The following is a 15,612-nucleotide window of genomic DNA, read 5'->3' as shown; positions in this document are numbered from 1 at the left end:
GGATATTGCCAATTAGTCTTGAGTTACATTGGCGATGTTGCCGTAGCCATCCTGGGTAACGTTGGCAGTGTTGGAGTTACCAGTCTGTGAGACGTAGGCTTCGTTCCAATGTCCCGTCTGAGAGACCATAGCGTCGTTCAGATCACCAATCTGCGAGATATCAGCTAGATTGTACGAGCCATCTTGGAACAACGAGGCATAGTTACCGAGACCATTCTGGTAGATGATCGCGTCGTTCTGCTGCCCATCGATATTCGCAACGATTGAGTTCCCGTCATCCACCTGATCAAAGTCGAACTCATTATACGAGCTGACAGAGGCGGCTCCGATTTCTAGCTTCACAGAGTTGAGTTCACCGACCTGGTTGATGGTCCCCTCGTTATGGTTGCCTACGATGTATGCTAGCGCTCTGTTATCACCCGTGTTACTGCCATTTTGTCCATCTTGCCTTATTGCCACGTCGTTGTTCGAACCGTCGATCTCAAGCCTAACAGTGTTGTCGTCCGATTCCTGCGCAACGTTCGCAACGTTATGCGCCCCGTCGACCGTGACTTTCGAGTCATTACGTCGTTCGTTCTGAACGATATCGACGTCGTTGTAATCGCTCTCGGCTGACGATGTACCGATGGTGACTGAAAGCTCATGCCGTCCGAACTTCTGATTCGTGTCGACTTCATTCCAATCACCGACAATGCTTAGAACGGCCTTGGAGTTTTCGACACCGCTCACGTCCTGAAGAATTGTGATTGTGTTGTGGTCGCTCGATGCACCGCCTAGACTGTCGATCTGCAGCTTGGCGAAATTATTAGTACCAGCTTGAGCGCTTGTGCGTCCCTGCCTTATCTCAACGGTATTATGGTCACCTTCGACGTTGGACCGGGCAGTCTGTCCCTCGCTGCCAAATCCTCTTTGCGTAATTGTAATGTTGTTTCTATCGCCGGTCTGAGTGGTGTTGGCGACATTGCCCTGAGCAAAAACTGCACCAGTCATCAGCGTGAATGCGGTGGCGGCCAAGAGGCTTTTCTTGAAGGTCGTCATGGTTTCAATCCCTGTCGTTTTCTGTTCCGAGGCTCAACAGCCTGGGGTTGAAGGTCGAAGCTCCCATGCGGCCTTGGGCCGGACGGAAGGCGGAGTGGGTCGGCAACCTGCCTCTTGATTGGCTGCCTGAAGACCTTAAGTGCCGCTCGCTAGCCGCCGCTCCAGCGATTGGACAAAGCTCTCCCGTTCCTGCGCCAGCAGTGCTGAGCGCAGGCAGGGGCTGAACTAGAATGTTTCGTTGCCCTCGTTCTTCCCTGAGGCGCGCGGGTTTCCACTCCAAGCCTGCCCGTCGCCTTAACTATTTGTTTACGGTTTTACGGGGCTTGGAGTCAACTCGGATTCAGAACAACGCCAGAAGTGTTCCGAGTAACCTTAATTTCGCGGGCCGGTTATACTGTGCGCCGAAGGTTTATTACAGGCGCGGAACACAGCTGGCCTTACTTGTAAGATGCATTAGTGCAAGTACTTATCGGGCTCTGCTAGAGAGGCTGCGAAACCCGCCGTGGCACGATCCACGCTATGAAGGGCTGTCTAGTTTCCTGAGCAAAACAGTTGAAGCGCCGTCTCTCTGCCGCAGGTCGCAAGCAAGGGGAGCGCTTCGTGGGTCAAGACGCGCGGTGTTGCCCGCGTAGCGGCAACCAGCATTTGCCGACCAACCACGCTATGGCAGCCGCGGTGCGCGCTATGTCTGTCTTGAAGCCGGCGCGGCTGCACAGATCCTGCATCTTCTGGCGGTTGCAGACGGCTAAAAATGTGGATGGGTTAGTGGTTTCGACGATCAGGCCGTGGCTGAAATCCTCGATCTGCGCGCCGTTCGCGCTGCTTCTACTGCTCTGTGTCGGCGACCCGGAATATGGGCCGAACTAAGAAAAGCCGATCGGTTGCCGATGGTCACCTAGTTTTGGCCGGAGCTCAGCCATTACCCGCCACACGGGGCGCACCGGTAGCAGATGCGAGACTATGTGCATGCGCCGCCGCTACGGGGCGGGAGAACCAGTAGCCTTGCAGCGCGTCGCAGCCGAGGGCCATCAGAGCGCGGCACTGCGCTTCGTCTTCAATGCCTTCAGCGAGCGCGCTGGCGCCGAGATTGTGCGACATTTCGATGATGGTCCTGATCATTGCGCGGCCCTCATCGGTACTGCCGAGGCGGGCGACGAAGCTTCGATCGATCTTGATCATGTCCGGTCGGAACAGATGCAGCGCATTCAAGCTCGAGTAGCCGGTGCCGAAATCATCGATGGCAATGCTGCAGCCAAGGGCGCGCAGCGTTTCGAGCGAGTCGCGAACGGCATCGAGCTGGTTGCTGAATGCGGTCTCCGTCACTTCAAACGTCAGGCGTGCCCCGCAGATGCCGGAGTCCTCGATGATGGCGAGCAGGCGATGCATCTGCTCGCGTGAGGACAGGTCATAGATCGACAGGTTCACCTTGAGCCCGACCTCTTCAGGCCAGGATCCGGCTTCGCGCAAACACTTGTGCAACACCGCGCAGGTGATCCGGTGAACCGCCCCGCATCGCTCGGCGAGCGGTATGAATTCATCCGGTGCTACCTGCCCGAGAGAGGGGTTGTGCCAACGGGCCAGAGCCTCGAATGCCTGCAGATTGAGGGTCTTGGCACTGTATACCGGCTGGAAGGCAATGGAAATTTCCTGATCGAGATCAGCGTTCTTGAGCGCCTGCTCGACAATCGCCGTGCGCCGGATCTTGCTCTCGTGCTCGGGGGTATAGAACTCGACGCGGCCGCGACCCGACTGCTTGGCATAAAAAAGAGCGAAATCGGCACGCTCGATGTGGCTGCTGGGGCTCTCCGCGAAATCCGAACTGCGGATTTCACTCACGCCGACAGAAACGCCGACGCTGACCGTCAATCCCGCATCCTTCATCGGGAGCTTGCATTGCCGGATGATCCGCTCGGCATAGTTATAAAGTTCGAGGGCATCCGGTGGACGCGAACGAAGGATCGCGAATTCATCACCCCCCATGCGTGCGATGGAGAGCGCGTCCTCGCCCTGGCTGACCTCGACAAGCCGTTCAGCAATCACCCGAAGAACACGATCGCCGACGGCATGGCCGTGGGCATCGTTGAGCATCTTGAAGCCATCGAGGTCGAGAAGCAGCACCGCGCAAGGCTGGCCGGTTTTCAAGGCTTCGTTCAATTGGTCGTTGAAGCGGCGTCGGTTGTCCAACTGGGTCAGTGGATCGGTCGAGGCCAGGTGCTTCTGGCGCGAGTACATCTCGTCCATTGCGGCGCGCGATTCAACGAGATGTGCAAAATCCCGCGAAAATACCACGGTGACATAAGTCAGTGCCGCAGCAACGAGAACCAGATTCATGGAAACGGCCAATTCCACCTGCGAGCCGTGGGCGGCCAGCACCAGGCAGAAAGGTGGTATGACGATCAGGGTGGTCAGTAGCGCCGTTACGCGCACATGCATCAGCAAGACGATGCATGAGACGACAGTTATCCCGACAAACAGAACCGTATGGCCGTTTCGATCGATACCGATGCCGCTTGCACCCGCTGCACCAGGGTGCAGATACATCACACTGGACCAGGCCATAAGAGCGACCGATAACAACGCCGTCAGCAGCGTTGTCTGCGTAATCCGCCGCCGCGCCTCGTGCGGGGGCGGCGCCGCATCTTTCAGACGGAACCACTGTATGGACCGAAGCGACATCAGCAGGATCGCCACCGCCGGGGGATACACGCTGATGAGATGGGGCACATCGCGAAAATGCGTGATGGCCAAGGCAAAGGTATTTACGCCGAGCACGGCGTAAAGGATCGGCACGCGGTGCTTGAGGGCCTCGACCTGAGAGACAACCAGAGTGTCTGATGACTTGGCCGTAAGGAAGCGGGCCAACCAATCGAGCATGTGCGTCGCCTACAGTTATGCGCTGACGAATTCGTCGGGAGCGCGGTACTTTCGCTAACTCTTATTGCCTTGAGTTCTGGCCAAGTGTCGCATTTCGGGATGGACGATCGATTAATTCAGAGCTCAAACACCGAGACGCGCAGCGTCTTCGGCTTTTCCAGACCATTATTTTTTCAGCAGGTTTTCGGATGCTTCGATCACCTCGCCGCGGGACTGGTCGCGCACTTCGGTGGTCTCATTGGTGAGGTTGCCCTCACCCGCGGTCGCATCATCGGTTTCGCTGGCATCGTCGGGAACGAGGCGAGCGGTTTGAGCAGGCGTCGTGGATGGTGGAGGAGCGTCGTTATCCATCGATACGATCGGCACGCCTTTGGGAAAGACGACTTCGCGCGCGGGGTCCGGCAGTTCGATGCCAGCCTTCAGCAAGGCGTTCTTGGAGAGGCGCAGCAGGGCCGAATTGGTCTTGGCGGGGGAATAGGTGCGGCTGTCAAACCAGTAGCTGACCCGGATGTTGACGGTCGCGTCGCCAAGCTGGTCGACCAGAACAAGCGGCTCCGGGGTGTCGAGAACCGCCGGGTGCTGGTTCAGGATTTCGGTGATCAGAAGCTGCGCTTGGGCGACGGATGAATCATAGCCGATGCCGAGTAAGAATTCAGCGCGCCGCGTCGGTGTGCTGGAGTAGTTCTTGATGGTGCTCTTGAACACTGCGGCGTTGGGGATTTGCACGTGATTGCCGTCAAGCGTCAGCAGCACCGTGCTTCTGGTGTTGAGGTTTGCGACAATCCCGGTTTCCCCGGCAACCTCGATGAGATCTCCGGTGCTGAAGGGGTTGCGCACGCTAAGCAACAGACTGGCGAGGAAGTTTTCGGCAATATCGCGAAAAGCGAAGCCGACGATGATGCCTACGAGGCCGGTGCCGCCGAGAAGCGTAACCGCAAGGCGCGTCAACCCGGCAATCTGAAGGACGAAGTACAGCCCCAGCAAGAATACGGGAATTGAGATGACGCGCACCACTACACCGCGCAGGAGGGGCGAGGGTATCCGCTGCTCCAGCAACCGGCGCGATATCCGCGCAATCAACGCCGCGAGCAGCCATGCGCCGGCAATGATCGCGATACCGAGGACGATGATGGGAAGGGTCTGCAGTGCGCTGCGGGCAAGGCGGGTGAATTCTGTCTGGGCCCGGTCGATGGTTGATGCGAAGTCGGCGGCGAGTTCCAGGCGATTGACGACCGCGATGCTGCCTTCCATGTTTTCGGCAAGCGACGTGGCCCAGGCTCGGTGCGCTGCGGTTTCGCTCACCCCATCGATGATGACAACGCCTTGTTGAACATCGATCACGACCGACCGGTACCAGCCTGTCGATTGCATTATATCGGTTATACGTTGGGCGATGGCGGCATCGGAGACATCGGCATCGACGGGGACGGGGCCAGCGACGGTAACGGCTTCATTCACCGGCTCTGCGGGCAATTCCTGCGCCGAGGCTTGATATATGCTCATAAGCGCGGCGAACACCGCGAATAAAAAAGCCCTGCAGAGCAAACTGGTGCAGGACTTTGAGAGGATTACGAGCATTTGGGCAGAACGCGATATTCTACCCTCTGTTCCCTTTGAGGCTGAACAAGCTGCCGGTCCGGGGATCTTGCTCAATCCGCGAGTGTCGTCGGGATGATGGCGCGACCGAGCGGACTGATGGTGACAGCAGGGCCGGCGCTTTCTGCCAAGCCGAGATTTCGAAGCTGTTCGCCGAGTTCCCGCTCGAGTGTGGAGGCCGTATCCGTTTCAAGGACACGCAGTGCCATGCGTTGTTGCTGTGTGAGGACCGTCCAGGTGACGTTCATGTGTTGCCTCCAGTCTATTGGCGAGACAACTTCCCAATTCTCATTGTGGTTTCAGTCCTTTATCATTTGTACGAAATAGGACGAACCTTCAGTATGAAGCGAAGGCTTTTGGCTTTAGCAGTGCGTTGCGCGCCAAAGCGGTGATCCCGCTAATATAATCCTTCTGGCTCCAGCCGCACTGGTGCCGGAGATGCTCCCAGTTGCGGACGCTGAGAAGCATCCAAAGCAGATCGGTGCCGTTGTCAGAGGTCAACCCGTCGGCCAGATCGCCATCCGCTTTGATAGCGCTGACGGCTGCCGCGCAGCCGTCACGTACGGCGCGCATGCGGTCATCCCAGGCTCGCCTGGCCTCATCGTCCGAATCCTGCATCGCCATGAGGGCTTTGCCAACACCGTAGATTTCGGGAATGTAGTTGCCCCACGCTTCGATAAACGCATCGAGCCGTTCCCGTCCGCTGGTGGCGGCGCGGCTTGCGGCGAGACGCATGTCGACATTTTTGACCTCATCCAGATAGCGTGTGGTGGCCATCAGCAGATCGGCGCGATTGGGATAGTGCAGATAGACAGCCTGCCGGCTGATCCCGGCGGCCTTTGCAATATCCGACATGCGCACGCCGGCACCGCCACCGGCCTCGAGCAGCTGCCATGCTGCTTCCAGAATCTTCTTCTTGGTATCGATTGTATGACTTGACATCGTGACAAGATATCACGCGATTTGTACCGTTCAAGCGCCAGGGAGCAAGATTTGCGGCTAGACGGCTGGGGCTGCTCCGGCACGCCTGCGATACTCTGCCGTGCGGAGCTCGTGCGCGTATTGCTCCTGATGCGGCATGCCGCTCGATTGCGCGAGGCCGATTTCCGCCTCGATGTCGTAGGGGAGGTGTACGAGGTTGACCGAGAATAGCGCGGGCGCAGGATCACCAAGCCGGCCCTCAAGAACAGCATAGCAGGCGAGCGGCATGTCTAGCGGATTACCAACGCTTCCGACATTGAACAGCGTGTGCCCGCCAAAGTTGACAACATACGGGGTATGGATATCGCCATAGCCGACGATCACCGGCTCCGGGCCTGGCCCGGTAAAGGGAGTGTTGCGGAACATGTCCCGCAACTGCTCACGTGGCGCCGTGGCATGAACCCTTTCGAAGATGCCTCTTTCGCTGGCATGGAACAGGCGAGCCTGCCTGCCGCTGACCATGAAATCGAACGTGCCGGGAAGGTTCGCGAGGTATTCGAGGCGTTCGTCGCCCAACTGCTTGCGGTGCCAGTTGCCAGAGGCCCAGCCGGTCCTGGCAGGGTTTGCCATGTCTGCGTCCCAATTGCCCTGAACTGTCATTTCGCACACCTCACGGCAGCGATCGACCACTGCAGCAGAGTTCGGTCCCTTGCCTACAAGATCGCCGAGGTTGAAGATTCTGGAAATGCCGGACGCACGGATATGCGCAAGGACCGCTTCAAGCGCCGTGAGGTTTCCATGAATATCGGACATAATGGCAACGCGCTCGCCATCTGCGAGTGGGGCAGGCATTCATCCTCCGAAGGCTGCAGTCGGGAGGCGCCAGCACTATCACAGCACCTTCGCAAAGTCCCGCCCAAGGAGACGCGGCGACAGGGTTGATGAAAAGAGGGGGCCGAAGGCGCATCACGCACCTTCGGCCCCGGCTTCAAGAAGTGCTAAGCCCGCCTCGGCGTCAGGCTTCGGGGACCCAGACCAGCATCGTGCCCTTGCCGCGGTTCGCCCAGAGATAATAGGGGATCGCCGTCACCTCGCTCTCGGATTCCTGCGGCGGGCGTGTGCGGTAGAGAGTGCGCCAGTCGCCTTCGTTGATTTCGAGTGCTTTCGATTTCAGCGTGACGATGCCATCGAACAGATCGGCGCGCGTCGCCGCCTCGAGATCGGCGTCGCGTGGCAGCTTGAAGCGCTGCACCCAGCCGCCGGCGTTGTCGGCCTCCTCAATGCAGTAGACAAGCGGTCCGCGTTTGAGGGCGACGCGCCCCGCGTCCATGATGACATGCGGGTGCGCGTAGAGTTTAACCGGCGGCATCGGCAGCGACAGCGTGATCTGGTCTCCTGCCTGCCAGGTGCGGCGGATAGCGAGGTAGCCTTTGGATGCGGCTTTTGCGTCGACGGTTTCGCCATTCACGGTGACGCTGGCATCGTGGCACCATCCCGGGATGCGCAGGTTGACGGTGAATTCCGCCTGCTCGGCAGGGTCGACAGCAATCTCGATATCGCCGGACCACGGGTAGTTCGAGTTCTCGGAAAGCTCTACCTGTGTGCCGGCCAGGTCGAGCGTTGTTTCCGACCCGCCATAGAGGTGGAAGGCGACGCCATCATCGGCCCGTGAGATGAAATATCCGCCGACAGAGGCCACGAGGCGAGACACGTTCATGGTGCAGCACGGGCACATGTGCCAATCCCAGCGCTCCGGCGTGCCGTCACTCTCGAGCGGGTTGGCGTAAAAGTAGCTTGTCCCGTCGCGGCTCAGGCCACTCAGGGCACCGTTGAACAGGGCCAGTTCGAGAATGTCCGCATATTGCCCGTCGAGGTCGAGGTGCAGCATCTTCTGCGCCCAGAAAATGAGGGCGACTGAAGCGCAGGTTTCGGCGTAGGCCGTCTGGTTGGGCAGGTCGAAATCATGGGTGAAGCCCTCGTTATGTGCCGAGGGGCCAAGGCCCGCCGTCACATACATCTTGGTTTCCATCACGTCCTTCCACAGCGTCTCGCACGCGCGCTTAAGCGCTTCGTCTTCGATCTCGGCCGCGAGGTCTGCCATTGCCGTATAAAGGTACATAGCGCGCACGGCGTGGCCGACGACCTTGTCCTGCTCGCGCACCGGCTTGTGGCTTTGTGAATACTCATAGTCCTTGAACGAGTAGCGCTGCGTGTCGACACCGCCATTGCGCGCTTCGCGCCGCTCCCGTTCAATGTCGTAATAGTGCGGCTGACGACCACGCTCATCGATCAGGTAGATGCAGAAATCGAGGTGCTTCTTCTCGCCGGTCAGATGATAGAGCTTCATCAGGGCGATCTCGATTTCCTCGTGCCCGCCATAGCCACGTTCCTGGCCGGGGCCGGTGCCGAAGCGTGCATAGATATGGTCGAGATAGCGCTCCATGATGTCGAGGAAGCGCCGGCGCCCAGTCACGAGAAAATAGGCGATGGCACCCTCGAGGAGATGGCCTGCGTTGTACATCTCGTGATTGTCGCGCAGGTTCGTCCAGCGGTTGTCCGGCTCGCGGCCGAGGTACCAGCAATTGAGATAGCCATCGTCGGCCTGGGCATTGGCGAGGTCATCGACGATCTTGTCGATCTTGGCTTCGATATCCTCATCGCGCCGATGGGCGAGGGCGTAGCTCGCGGCCTCGACCCATTTGCCGACATCGCTGTCCCAGAACACCTGCACGGTGAAGCCGTTGGCGTGGCGTGGCAACCGCAGCGGTGGCGGTGGATCGGGCAGGGTGAGGGACTCAAGAATGCCGGTTTCGCCGAGCTTTACGTGCTGGCTCGGGATGGTGCGAGTGAGAACGGTTTCCAGCCGTTCGGTCCAGAATTTGCCGTTGAGCGTGATGTCAGAAAAATTGACCGGTGCGTAGCGCGCCACGGTTTCCTCCCAATGGGTTATTGTGACGCGGCCTAGCCTGCGTCAGTGACGATGCGGGCCTCTGTCTTGGCGTCGAACAGATGAATGCGTGCGCTGTCGACCTTGAGGCCGACGCGGTCATTCGGCTTGAGTTCCGTCCGCTCGGATTGCACGACGGTGACCATCTGATCTTGTGAAGAAATGTATGTGGCGGAGCCAGTCGACTCGACCGTGCCGACCTCGATGTGAAAGTTGGCTTCGGCCTCCGAAGCCACGCGGAGAAATTCCGGCCTGATACCGGCAATGACTTTGCGATTGGGCTCAAGACGCTGTTCGAGCGCAATGCTCTCGCCGCTATACTCATCAAAGATCAAACGCGTGCCGGAGGCGTCGATGCTCGAAGCGATGAAGTTCATGGCTGGGGAGCCGATGAAGCCGGCAACGAACTTGTTGGCGGGAAAATCGTAGAGCTCCAGCGGGCGGCCGCGTTGCTCGATCACGCCATTGCGCATTACCACCACGTAATCCGCCATGGTCATCGCTTCGATCTGATCGTGCGTGACGTAGACGGATGTGGCGCCAAGCCGATCGTGCAGCGAGCGGATCTCCTTACGCATCTGGACGCGCAGCGAGGCATCGAGGTTCGACAGCGGCTCGTCGAAGAGGAATGCCTTGGGGTTGCGAATGATGGCGCGACCCATGGCGACGCGCTGACGCTGCCCGCCCGATAACTGCCGCGGGAAGCGGTGCAACAGCTCAGACAGGCCAGTGGTCTTTGCCACTTCCTCGGCCTTCTTTTTCGCATCGGCGCGCGACATACCCTTGAGGCGGAGTGAATAGGACAGGTTCCTTTCAACCGTCATGTGCGGGTAGAGCGCATAGCTCTGGAACACCATCGCAACGTCCCGCTTGCGTGGTGGGACGCCGTTCATGGTCTCGCCGGCAATCTTGAGCGTACCGGACGAGATGGATTCCAGCCCCGCGATGGAGCGCAGCAGTGTGGACTTGCCGCAGCCCGAAGGGCCGACAAGCGCGACGAAGCTGCCCTTGTCGATTGCAAGGTCGATGTTCTTGAGTGCGTGGAACGTGCCGTAGTGCTTGTCGACGTTCTGGAGCTCGATCTGTGCGGTCATTTGAGCGCTCCCGAAGTAAGCCCCGCGACGATGCGGCGCTGAAGGATGACGAATACAAGAACGATTGGGGTCACGTAGATCGCGGCATAGGCCATGATCCCGTTCCAATCGGTTGAGTTGGGGCCGAGGAAGCCGGAGAGCCCGACGCTGGCCGGCTGCAGCGACTGGGTCGTGATGATCGACTTGGAATAGATGTATTCGCCAAAGGCCTGCATGAAGGTAAGGATGGCGAGAACGAGTATGCCATTGCGCGCAAGCGGCAAGACGATGAAGAAGAAGGCGCCCCAGCGCGAATTGCCATCGACGAGCGCCGCCTCCTCAAGTTCGCGCGGAACGCTCATGAAGGTGGCGCGCACCAGAACGATATAGAACGGGATGGCCTTGCCGGCTGCGGCGAGGATCACTGCCGTGCGCGGGTAATCGAGAAGCCCGAGCTGGTTGAACCCGACATAGAGCGGGGTGATCATTACCGAGGCCGGGAGCACCTGCAGCATCAGGATGGCGAACAGGCCGATATCGATCCAGACGCTGCGGTAGCGGGCAAGCACATAGGCGCAGCCGGTTCCAAGCAGCACCGTGAGCGAGGTCACGCCCGTGGCGATGACTAGGCTGTTCCACAAAAAAGTCGCCATGGTCCGCCGCGCCCAGGTTTCCGGGTAGATCGACGGGTCCGGATCGTTCGGCCAAAAGGTCGGCGGATTGGCGAAAATCTCCGACGAGCCCTTCAGGCTGGTGACATACATCCAGTAGAGCGGGAACAGATAAAGCGCGGCGAGGCCAAGCGCCAGGACCAGGAAGAGCTTGGGGGCAGGGAGCCGGTTCATCCGCGCACCTCATGCCTTGTCGACCAGACATAGACGAGCGATGCGAACAGCACAAAGACGAGCATCATCACGGAGACAGTCGCGCCCTTGGCGAAGTCGAACAGCTGGAACGACCACTGCCATGCCCAGTACTGGGCGACGTTGGAGCTGTTAGCCGGACCGCCTTCGGTAATCGCCGGGAACAGGTCGAACTGCTGAAGGGTGTAGATCAGGCCGAGCGCGAGGACTGCACCGATCGTCGAGCGCATCATCGGCAGGGTGATCGTGGAGAAGCGCTGAAAACCATTGGCGCCATCGAGTTCGGCCGCTTCGTAAAGGTCTTGAGAAATGCCGGCGAGGCCGACCGAAAGCAGCATCATGTTGAAGGCGAGGCCGAGCCAGATGTTGGCGATGGTGACGGCCCAGATTGCAAGGCTCGGATCGGACTTCCAGAACATCGTGTTGTCGATCAGGCCGATGCCCTTGAGGATGGCGTTGAGGACGCCGAAATCGCCCGCGAGGATCCAGCCCCACAAGGCGCCGACCACAAGGCCCGGCATCACCCATGAGACCAGGAACAAGCCGCGGATCGTCGAGGCAAAGGGGAATTTGAGCATGAAGAACAGCGCGAGCGCGAAGCCGAATACAAACTGGCCGCCGATGGAGCCGAAGACGAAGATCGCGGTGTTGCGGATGATCAACCAGAACTCTGGCTGGCTGACGACTTCAACATAGTTGGAGAAGCCGGCAAACGGGCGGGAGAACGTGCTGAGATTGAACATGTCCACTTGCTGGAAGCTCATCACCACGTTGTAGACGAGCGGCACGCCGGCAAGCGCGAGCAGAAAAACCATTGTCAGACCGACGAGGAGTAGGTCGAACCCCTTCCCATCGGTAATGCTGGACACAATTCGGCCCATGGCCCGTCCCCCCCTGATCCGTCTGGATGTATCGAAGCGCGAAGCCTTCCCGGCAGCGCACTGCCGCCGAGAAGGCAATCTCGTGCGCTAGTTGATGATCGTGTCGATCGTGGCCTGAGCCTGGCTCAAGGCTTCTTCCGGCGTCATCTGGCCGGTAAGAGCAGCCTGCTCGGCGTCATAGATGGCCTTGGAAATCTTCTGCCATTCCGGATGCGGACCGCGCGGCTGAGCGTATTGCAGCTGCTCCTGGAAGACTTCCAGAGCGGCATCCTTTTCCGCGATACCGGAGGGCGGCAGTTCGACGTCGCCACGGGTGGGCAGATAACCGAACTCGGGGAACAGGCGATCATCCTGGCTGACGAAGTACTCAAGAACCTCGAAGGCTTCTTCCGGGTGCTCGGTCGTGGACAGGATGCCGAGATTGAAGCCGCCGAGCGCCGAGGAGCGCTCATCGCCTTCTCCGAAGACCGGCAGCAGGGTCACGCCCCAATCGAATTCTGCATCCTCGACCATGCGGTCGATTTCCCAGGGCCCCGAGATCGCCATTGCGGCGTTGCCGGAGTTGAACGTGCCGGTGGAATCCCACTGGCCGAGAGAGAGGACGTCCTGGCTCATGACGCCGTCATCGATCATGCCCTTGACCATCGACAGCCATTCACGGGCGCCTTCGGTATTGACGTTCTCGTAGCCGCCGCCGGACATCTGGATGACAGGCAGGAACTGGAACGTGCCTTCCTCGTTGCCGCGTGCCGAAATTGTCGCGCCGTACATGCCCTCATTGGCTTCGGCGAGCATGCGGGCATATTCCTCGAACTCCGCCCAGGTCTGCGGCGGATTTTCGATGCCGGCTTCGGCGAAAGCGTCCTTGTTGTAGAAAACGCCGATCGTGTCGGTATATTTCGGCACGCCATAGAGCTTGCCGTCCCACATCACCGAGTTCAGCGGGCCATCGAAATAGGCCTCGGTGTTGATGACGTCGCTGTTCTCGGCCATCTCGGTGATGTCGAGGAATGCGCCGCGCGAGGAAAAGAGGGCGAAATCCGGGTTGTCGAGGCTGACGATATCGGGCGCGTTGCCGGTGGCGTAGGCGCGCAGCGTCTCGTTGACGATCTCGTCGAACTGCAGGATCCGGTATTCGACGTTGATGCCGTTGTCCATCTCGTTGAATTCGGCCGAGAAGGTGTCGGACGGGCCGACCTGGTTCGCACCGTCGATCGACCACACAGTGATCGTCACGTCTTCCTGAGCAAAGGCTGCGCCGGCCATTGCCACGGTGGCAAGGGCGACGCCGGTCATCAGACCAAGTCTAGAAGCTTTCATTGTATCCTCCCAAAGATGCGGCAGGGCCGCGGTTTATGCCGAACAGCTCCTCGGGCTGCGCGACATGTTAAGTCGTCAGGCGGGCGCGGCACCTCCACAGGATTCGCGCACGACAAGTTTGCAAGGCAGCTTGCGAATGCCCGGCTCGACGTGTCGTCCTCCCGACAATTCCAGAATGAGACGCCCCGCTTCACGGCCGAGCGCCTTGAGGTTCATGTCAACGCTGGTCAGCGGTGGCCGCGTGGCGGCCGAGACAATCTCCCAGTTATCGAAGCCGACGACGGAAACATCGCGTGGCACGGCAATGTGACGTTCACGCAGGGCATCGACCACTCCCCGCGCGATCTGATCGTTGCCGCAAAAGATGCCGTCAGGAAGATCGGTTTCGGCGGAGCAGAGCTGATCGACAGCCGAATGCCCCCAGGCCTCACTCCAAGACCCATAGAGGATCTCGGCTGACTCTCCGGCAACCTGTGTGAAGGCGCCGGCGCGTTCCCTGACCGATGCGAAACTCTTCGGGCCCGTCACGTGGACCAGCCGGCGGCGGCCGATACTGACCAGCCACTCCACGGCCTCATGCGCACCCTGCGCATCATCCGAAACAAGCGAGACGGCGTCGTCCGGGGCTTCGGTAAAGACGTAAACGATCGGGACGGAAATCTCCGAAAGATCGACGGGCAGGCGTTTATCTATGCGCTTGCCCGAAAGGATGATGCCGTCGACCTGCTTGTCGAGCATCGCATCGACATGCACGCGCCCAAGTGCGGGGTCATCCTCGATGCCGCAAAGGAAAACGGAGACTCCTTCGTCGACAAGGGCCTCGGAGACGCCGGCCATGACAGGCAGGGTGAAGCGGCCATAGGTGTCGTTGGTCAGCAGGCCGACGGTGAAGCTGCGCTGGCTGATCAGGGCCCGCGCCATGGCGTTCGGCCGAAAGCCCAGATCGGCAGCAATCTGCTTGATACGCTCGCGCGTTTCGAGCGTCATCCGGCCGGTGCCGTTCAGTGCCTTCGAAGCGGTAGCAACGCTTACTCCGGCGACTTGCGCGACATCCGAGAGCCTGATGCGGTCGGTGGCGATAGCCAAGCTGCATATCCTTGGAAAAAGGTTTTCCCAAGCAAGAGAAATCGTTTTCTCAATTCTGTCAATGCGCAATGTTTCCATCGTGCTGGCGCTTTCCTGCTTGACGCCGATATCCCGCCCTAAGCGGGCACGTATGTGCCTCCCCTGGCAGCCTTGAGGTGGTTGAGGCCGTGGATCTGACCGGTCATCTCGAGTTCATCGCGATAGACCGGATCATGCCATCCCTCGATGTCTATCGAGCCGGACCAGCCGGCGAGCCGCAGCTCGGAAATGATATCTGTCCAGTTGCTGTCACCGAAGCCGGGGGTGCGCATGAACACGAACGGCTCCTTGCCGAAAATGCCGTGCTCACGGATGACCTCCCAGCGGATGGTCGCGTCCTTGCCGTGGATATGGAAGAATTTGTGCGCCCATTTGCGGATCTGCGGCAGGGGATCGATGAGGTAGACCATCTGGTGACATGGCTCCCATTCGAGCCCGATATTGTCGTCCGGGGTCTCGTTGAAGATAAGCTCCCACGCGTCCGGGTTGTGCGCGATGTTCCAGTCGCCGGTCTGCCAGTTGCCGTCCATGGCGCAATTCTCGAAAGCGATACGGACGCCCTTGTCTGCGGCGCGCTTGGCCAGCTCCGAGAACACCTTCTTATATTGCGGCAGGCTCTCCGGCAGGGGCTTGTTGCGGATGCGGCCGGTAAATCCGGCGACGCAATCGGCGCCGAAATGGTGGGCGTTGTCGATGCAATCCTTCCAGCCCTGCAGGGTCTGGCGATCCATCTCCTGATCCTCCAGCGGATTGCCGAACATGCCGATTGTGGAGATGGTTATGTCGCGCTCGCCGATGGCCTCGCGGCAGCGCTTACCGAGCTCGGCCAGGTCCTGTCCGTTCGTCGTTTGCCAGAAAAACGGCTCGAAACTCTCAAAGCCAAGATCGGCAATGGCAGCGATATTCTCTGCGGCCTTGCCTGCCGTTGACTGGATCATGGTGCCGATGCGGATGCCGGTATGCACGTTCATGGA

Annotated in this window: 13 protein-coding genes; all 13 read right to left on the bottom strand. The window is 59.6% G+C overall.

Annotation, left to right across the window (positions count from 1 at the left end; translation table 11 throughout):
* Nucleotides 1-12: 12 nt before the first annotated feature.
* The 13 genes from IE127_RS06310 to IE127_RS06250 all read right to left on the bottom strand — a co-directional run bounded on the left by IE127_RS06310 (nt 13) and on the right by IE127_RS06250 (nt 15,609).
* Nucleotides 13-1,038, bottom strand: a complete 1,026-nt coding sequence (locus tag IE127_RS06310; protein WP_189424368.1) for a hypothetical protein — start codon at nt 1,036-1,038, stop codon at nt 13-15.
* Nucleotides 1,039-1,950: 912 nt separating this feature from the next.
* On the bottom strand, nt 1,951-3,912 hold the full coding sequence (locus tag IE127_RS06305) for a putative bifunctional diguanylate cyclase/phosphodiesterase (protein ID WP_189424367.1): 1,962 nt from the start codon (nt 3,910-3,912) through the stop codon (nt 1,951-1,953).
* A 165-nt stretch (nt 3,913-4,077) separates the two neighbouring features.
* On the bottom strand, nt 4,078-5,415 hold the full coding sequence (locus IE127_RS06300; protein WP_189424365.1) for a mechanosensitive ion channel family protein: 1,338 nt from the start codon (nt 5,413-5,415) through the stop codon (nt 4,078-4,080).
* 146 nt (nt 5,416-5,561) lie between these two features.
* Entirely contained in the window at nt 5,562-5,756 is a 195-nt protein-coding gene (locus IE127_RS06295; protein WP_189424364.1) for a hypothetical protein, read from the bottom strand.
* Nucleotides 5,757-5,844: 88 nt separating this feature from the next.
* Nucleotides 5,845-6,450, bottom strand: coding sequence for a TetR/AcrR family transcriptional regulator (locus IE127_RS06290; RefSeq protein WP_189424363.1), 606 nt, complete (start codon nt 6,448-6,450; stop codon nt 5,845-5,847).
* Between the two features lie 57 nt (nt 6,451-6,507).
* Nucleotides 6,508-7,281, bottom strand: coding sequence for a metallophosphoesterase family protein (locus IE127_RS06285; protein WP_189424362.1), 774 nt, complete (start codon nt 7,279-7,281; stop codon nt 6,508-6,510).
* Nucleotides 7,282-7,444: 163 nt separating this feature from the next.
* The gene (locus tag IE127_RS06280; protein WP_189424361.1) at nt 7,445-9,358 is read right to left on the bottom strand and encodes a glycoside hydrolase family 127 protein; all 1,914 of its coding nucleotides are present in this window, start codon (nt 9,356-9,358) and stop codon (nt 7,445-7,447) included.
* A gap of 32 nt (nt 9,359-9,390) precedes the next feature.
* The gene (locus IE127_RS06275) at nt 9,391-10,470 is read right to left on the bottom strand and encodes an ABC transporter ATP-binding protein (RefSeq protein ID WP_189424360.1); all 1,080 of its coding nucleotides are present in this window, start codon (nt 10,468-10,470) and stop codon (nt 9,391-9,393) included.
* The gene (locus IE127_RS06270) at nt 10,467-11,294 is read right to left on the bottom strand and encodes a carbohydrate ABC transporter permease (RefSeq protein ID WP_189424359.1); all 828 of its coding nucleotides are present in this window, start codon (nt 11,292-11,294) and stop codon (nt 10,467-10,469) included. The genes IE127_RS06275 and IE127_RS06270 overlap by 4 nt, the downstream gene beginning before the upstream one ends.
* Nucleotides 11,291-12,193 (bottom strand): carbohydrate ABC transporter permease, encoded by a 903-nt coding sequence (locus tag IE127_RS06265; protein ID WP_189424358.1) that lies wholly within the window; start codon nt 12,191-12,193, stop codon nt 11,291-11,293. The genes IE127_RS06270 and IE127_RS06265 overlap by 4 nt, the downstream gene beginning before the upstream one ends.
* A gap of 87 nt (nt 12,194-12,280) precedes the next feature.
* Complete coding sequence (locus tag IE127_RS06260) at nt 12,281-13,513, bottom strand: ABC transporter substrate-binding protein (protein ID WP_189424357.1); 1,233 nt, start codon at nt 13,511-13,513, stop codon at nt 12,281-12,283.
* Nucleotides 13,514-13,588: 75 nt separating this feature from the next.
* Nucleotides 13,589-14,599, bottom strand: a complete 1,011-nt coding sequence (locus IE127_RS06255; protein ID WP_244639956.1) for a LacI family DNA-binding transcriptional regulator — start codon at nt 14,597-14,599, stop codon at nt 13,589-13,591.
* Between the two features lie 116 nt (nt 14,600-14,715).
* Nucleotides 14,716-15,609, bottom strand: coding sequence for a sugar phosphate isomerase/epimerase family protein (locus tag IE127_RS06250; protein WP_189424354.1), 894 nt, complete (start codon nt 15,607-15,609; stop codon nt 14,716-14,718).
* Between the last annotated feature and the right edge of the window lie 3 nt (nt 15,610-15,612).

The sequence above is a fragment of the Devosia pacifica genome (genome assembly GCF_014652635.1).
In the GTDB taxonomy this organism is placed as follows: domain Bacteria; phylum Pseudomonadota; class Alphaproteobacteria; order Rhizobiales; family Devosiaceae; genus Devosia; species Devosia pacifica.
Note: the sequence above shows the minus strand (reverse complement) of the source record. Positions and strands in the feature narration are given on the sequence as shown.